The organism is uncultured Veillonella sp. (genome assembly GCF_938010505.1).
Classification (GTDB): Bacteria; Bacillota; Negativicutes; order Veillonellales; family Veillonellaceae; genus Veillonella.
The window spans coordinates 1-4,545 of record NZ_CALLVP010000086.1 but is presented as its reverse complement, the minus strand read 5'-3'; the positions used below and the strand labels follow the sequence as shown (position 1 = coordinate 4,545).

5 protein-coding genes and 1 pseudogene are annotated in these 4,545 nt (G+C 36.3%); all 6 read left to right on the top strand.

Going from position 1 to position 4,545, the window contains the following annotated elements:
• Positions 1 to 165 (top strand): annotated as a pseudogene (locus tag Q0507_RS09760) (GHMP kinase); the annotation flags it as partial.
• 24 nt (positions 166 to 189) lie between these two features.
• A complete protein-coding gene (locus Q0507_RS05240) occupies positions 190 to 1,320 on the top strand; it encodes a histidinol-phosphate transaminase (RefSeq protein ID WP_298713415.1) in 1,131 nt (376 codons plus the stop codon).
• Positions 1,321 to 1,327: 7 nt separating this feature from the next.
• Complete coding sequence (gene cobC, locus Q0507_RS05235; RefSeq protein WP_298713412.1) at positions 1,328 to 1,966, top strand: alpha-ribazole phosphatase; 639 nt, start codon at positions 1,328 to 1,330, stop codon at positions 1,964 to 1,966.
• On the top strand, positions 1,966 to 2,664 hold the full coding sequence (locus Q0507_RS05230; RefSeq protein ID WP_298713409.1) for a pseudouridine synthase: 699 nt from the start codon (positions 1,966 to 1,968) through the stop codon (positions 2,662 to 2,664). The genes cobC and Q0507_RS05230 overlap by 1 nt, the downstream gene beginning before the upstream one ends.
• A 70-nt stretch (positions 2,665 to 2,734) precedes the next feature.
• Positions 2,735 to 3,808 (top strand): Xaa-Pro peptidase family protein, encoded by a 1,074-nt coding sequence (locus Q0507_RS05225; RefSeq protein ID WP_298713406.1) that lies wholly within the window; start codon positions 2,735 to 2,737, stop codon positions 3,806 to 3,808.
• A gap of 15 nt (positions 3,809 to 3,823) precedes the next feature.
• Positions 3,824 to 4,381: an elongation factor P gene (gene efp / locus Q0507_RS05220; protein ID WP_077708408.1), complete on the top strand. Its 558-nt coding sequence runs from the start codon at positions 3,824 to 3,826 to the stop codon at positions 4,379 to 4,381.
• The last annotated feature ends 164 nt before the right edge of the window (positions 4,382 to 4,545 follow it).

Here is a 4,545-nt window from a genome sequence, read left to right as displayed (position 1 = left end):
GGAACAATCATCGCTCATAGTGGAACTATTATGGGACTATTATTCCCCGTTGATTATGGTCGTATTGATGATTGTAAGAATGAAATTACACGCAAGTTGCCACAATTATCCTATGTAGATACAGTTGAAACTACGAATGAAGGATTAACTTATATCAAACGATAAAGTATTTCATAGAAAGAGAATTATATGTCTAAAATACATGGGGGCAATATCTTTCAGTTTGCCCATGAACAACGAATTGAACCATACGAAGTTATCGATTTTAGTGCCAATATCAATCCACTTGGGCCTAGCCAACGTGGCTTGTCTGCATTAGAATCTCAATTGCGTTATATTTCACATTATCCTGATGCTACAAATGATGATGTATTAAATGCCATTGCTGATATCTATGGTATGAATAAAGATCAAATTGTAGTTGGTAATGGAGCGGCAGAGCTATTATATGCGATTTGTCGTTTACCTGGCTTTACGGGAGCTTTCGTACCTGCACCAGGATTTTCTGAATATAAAGCAGCTTTAGAAGCAAGTAAAATTCCTGTACGCGATATTTATTATCGACCACGGGAAGACGAAAGTGGAAAACCTTATTTTGAAGTTCCTTATTTAGCCTTAGAAACTTTTGCAGCTGAACTAAAGGGACAAGATGGTCGGATTATCGTATTTTTAGCGAATCCAAATAATCCAGATGGCACATTACTCGATAAAAATCATATTCGTATGTTAGCAAGTATGTTAAAAGATACTAATAGTTTACTTATCATTGATGAGTCCTTTATCGACTTTGTTGGGAACGACACCTTACAAGATAATGAATACTCCATGCGCTCCTTAGTCAATGAATTTGATAATATTATTGTAGTTCATTCTTTTACAAAATTTTATGCAGTGCCAGGTCTACGAATCGGCGCTGCTTTCAGCGATCCTCTTATTATTGAACAAATAAATAGTTTTATTCCTACATGGTCTGTTAACACATTAGCTCAAGCTTATACAGAGGCGGCTTTGAATGATGTAGAGTATGTGAAACGAACAAAACAAGTATTACATGAAGAGCAAGGTTTTATGTATAGCTCATTAGATGCTATAGCAAGCATTACTGTTTATCCGCCTTCAGCTAATTTTATTTTGTTCCACATTGATCAAGAAGGAATAACGGCAGAGTCGATTAATGAAGCACTTAAAAAACATAATATGATTGTTCGCAACTGTGATTCCTATATGGGGTTAAATAATCAGTGGGTTCGCGTTGCAATTAAAGATCATGATACTAATACTAGGTTAGTAGAGAAACTAACTGATATTTTGAAAGTATAGGAAGACTATGAAGACATTGTATATTGTGCGCCATGGTGAAACCGATTGGAACAAAATGGGAAAATACCAAGGTATCACAGATGTTCCACTTAATGAAAATGGTTTAAATCAAGCAAAGGCATGTAGTCAGGTTCTTAAAGATGTTAAGTTTGATCGCATATTATCTAGTGATTTGAGTCGTGCTTTAGTTACAGCTGAAGTTATTCGCGGTGAACGTACTACACCTATAACAGTAGATAAACGCTTACGAGAGCTTAATTTTGGGGATTGGGAGGCTATGTTATTTTCTGACATTGAAGCTCGGTGGCCTGGTTTAATAGATGAAATGTATTTGCGACCACATCTAGTTAATGTTCCTAATGGTGAAAGCTTTAAAGATTTACAGGAGCGGGCCTGGTCAGGATTAGAGGAATTCATCAATGTTAATGATGAGGATGAGACACTTCTCATTGCTTGTCACGGTGGAACTATACGAACATTATTGTGTAAATTATTAGATATTTCCATTAGTCATTGTTGGAATTTTAGTCAAGGTAATACAGCAATTAATCGTATTTTCTACAATGGTATGGGAGAATTTGATCATAATATTTTAAACTTGCTCAATGATACAGCGCATGTAGATGTATTACAAGGTCATGCATAATGCGACTAGATAAATTATTAGCCAATAAAGCCTATGGTAGTCGAAAAGAAGTCCATCAAATCATAAAGGATAGAAGGGTTACCATCAATGGTAGTATAACAACGAAAAAAGATACTCACATTGATATTGATGTTGATATAGTTGCTGTTGACGGTAAGGTTGTTAGTACTACTCAACTATATTATGTAAAATTTCATAAGCCAAAGGGCTATGTTACAGCGGTAGAAGATTCTAGTCACCCCGTTGTTATGGATTTACTTCCTCCAGAATTCATAAAAATGGGAGTAGTTCCCGTAGGTAGATTAGACAAGGATACTGAAGGACTTTTATTATTAACTAATGATGGTGTATGGGGACACTCTATCATCAATGGTAATAAACATGTGCCTAAGGTCTATTACGTGGAATTTGATGGAGAACTATCTAATGAAGGTATACAACGTATTAAAGAGGGGATTCTTCTTGGAGATGGTACGCAATGTAAACCTGCAGAAATCGAATCTTTATCTTTACACTCAGCACATATAACGATTGAAGAAGGCAAGTATCATCAAGTTAAGCGCATGATTGGAGCTGCAGGTGGTACTGTAACGTATTTAAAACGTCTTACGATAGGTCATGTTGATTTAACTGGTATTGAAGAGGTTGGTTCTGTAATGGACTTGACCGTTGAACAGATAGAGGGCTTTAAAAAATAGCATAAAATTCTATTCAATATAGGCATTTTATGGTAAGATTAATTGTACTTTATAGACTAGGAGCAAGATTATGAATGGATTAGATCTGCTACAACAGTATATTAAAGAGCAAGAATTAACAGGCGTCATTTTGATAAGCCCTATAAATTTACATTATTTTGCAGGTTTTACTGGTACTACAGGCTTTGCTATTATTACACAAGATAAAGCCTTTATGATTACCGATTTCAGATATACTGAACAGGCAACAAAACAATGTGAAGGGTACACAGTTATTCAATATGAAACAACTGTTATGGATACTCTTGTAGATATATTCAATGAACATCATATTCACGAAGGCTTATTCGGTGTAGAAGGCAAACAAATGCCTGTTGATACCTATGAGTCCTTGTGTGATACATTAGATGATAACTTTAACTTTACATCTATCAATTTTGCTAAGTTACGTGCTGTAAAACGAGAAGATGAATTAGAGTTATTACGTATAGCTGCTAAAATTGGTGATGATTCCTTTGCTGCATTGCTACCACAACTTAAGGTGGGGATGACAGAAAATGAAGTTCGCATCATTTTAGAAACGGAAATGTTGAAACGTGGCTCTGAGGAACCTTCCTTTGCCACAATAATTGCTTCTGGGAATCGCTCTAGTATGCCTCATGGTGTAGCTAGTGACAAGGTTATTGAAGTAGGCGATTTTGTAACCATAGATTTTGGTTCTGTTTACAAAGGTTATCATTCTGATATGACGAGAACTATTGTAATGGGTCCTGCATCAGAATTACAAAAAAAGCTGTATAGTATAGTTTTAGAAGCACAAAAACGCGGCGTTGCAGCTGTTCGAGCTGGTATTACTGGTAAAGAATTAGATGCAATTTGTCGTGATTATATTAAAGAATATGGATATACCAAGGAATTTAATCATGGTACTGGTCATGGCTTAGGTCTTGAAATTCACGAAGAACCAGTAGCTAATACTAAATCCGATACGGTATTTACAGAAAATATGATCATTACGGTAGAGCCTGGAATTTATATTACCGGTACTATCGGATTGAGAATAGAGGATAGTGTCATCGTCAAATCTGACGGCTATGAGGTGTTGACACACAGTCCAAAAGAGTTAATTGAACTAAGTATTTAGAAGGAGAAGAGTTAGATGATTTCCAGTAATGATTTTCGCCCAGGTGTAACCGTTGAAATCGACGGTAATGTATGGCAAGTAGTTGATTTCCAACACGTTAAACCAGGTAAAGGTGCTGCATTCGTACGTACTAAAATGAAAAACTTGCAAACTGGTTCCGTAGTAGAGCGTACATTCAATGCAGGTGAAAAAGTGCCAAAAGCACATGTTGATCGTCGTCGTATGCAATACTTATACGAATCTGATGGCGCTTATACATTCATGGATAACGAAACTTACGACCAAGTTGAACTTACCCTTGAACAATTAGGTGATGCTAAAAACTTCCTTCTTGAAAATATGGAAGTTTCTATCATGTTCTTCCAAGGTATCGTAATCGGTCTTGACTTGCCTGTAGCTGTTGAGCTTCGCGTAGTTGAAACAGATCCTGGCATCCGTGGCGATACTGCAACTGGTGGTAACAAACCAGCTGTATTAGAAACAGGCTACACTGTAAAAGTACCTCTCTTCATTGAAGTAGATGATGTACTTCGTATTGATACTCGTACAGGACAATACATCGAACGTGCCTAATACTCATTGATATGTATTGGGGCTAGATCTTTTCATGGAATCTTATTCCCCATATATCGTAACATTTGCACTGTAAGCACTTGTCGTCTATGTAATTATATATAGGGACAAGTGCTTTTTTTGAAAGAGGCCAGTATGACAAAGAAAAATACTGAACTAGAGTC

What these genes read in the sequence shown, in the direction of transcription:
- Q0507_RS05240 (WP_298713415.1), top strand. Translation starts at nt 190, where the DNA reads ATGTCTAAAATACATGGGGGCAATATCTTTCAGTTTGCCCATGAACAA.
- cobC (WP_298713412.1), top strand. Translation starts at nt 1,328, where the DNA reads ATGAAGACATTGTATATTGTGCGCCATGGTGAAACCGATTGGAACAAA.
- Q0507_RS05230 (WP_298713409.1), top strand. Translation starts at nt 1,966, where the DNA reads ATGCGACTAGATAAATTATTAGCCAATAAAGCCTATGGTAGTCGAAAA.
- Q0507_RS05225 (WP_298713406.1), top strand. Translation starts at nt 2,735, where the DNA reads ATGAATGGATTAGATCTGCTACAACAGTATATTAAAGAGCAAGAATTA.
- efp (WP_077708408.1), top strand. Translation starts at nt 3,824, where the DNA reads ATGATTTCCAGTAATGATTTTCGCCCAGGTGTAACCGTTGAAATCGAC.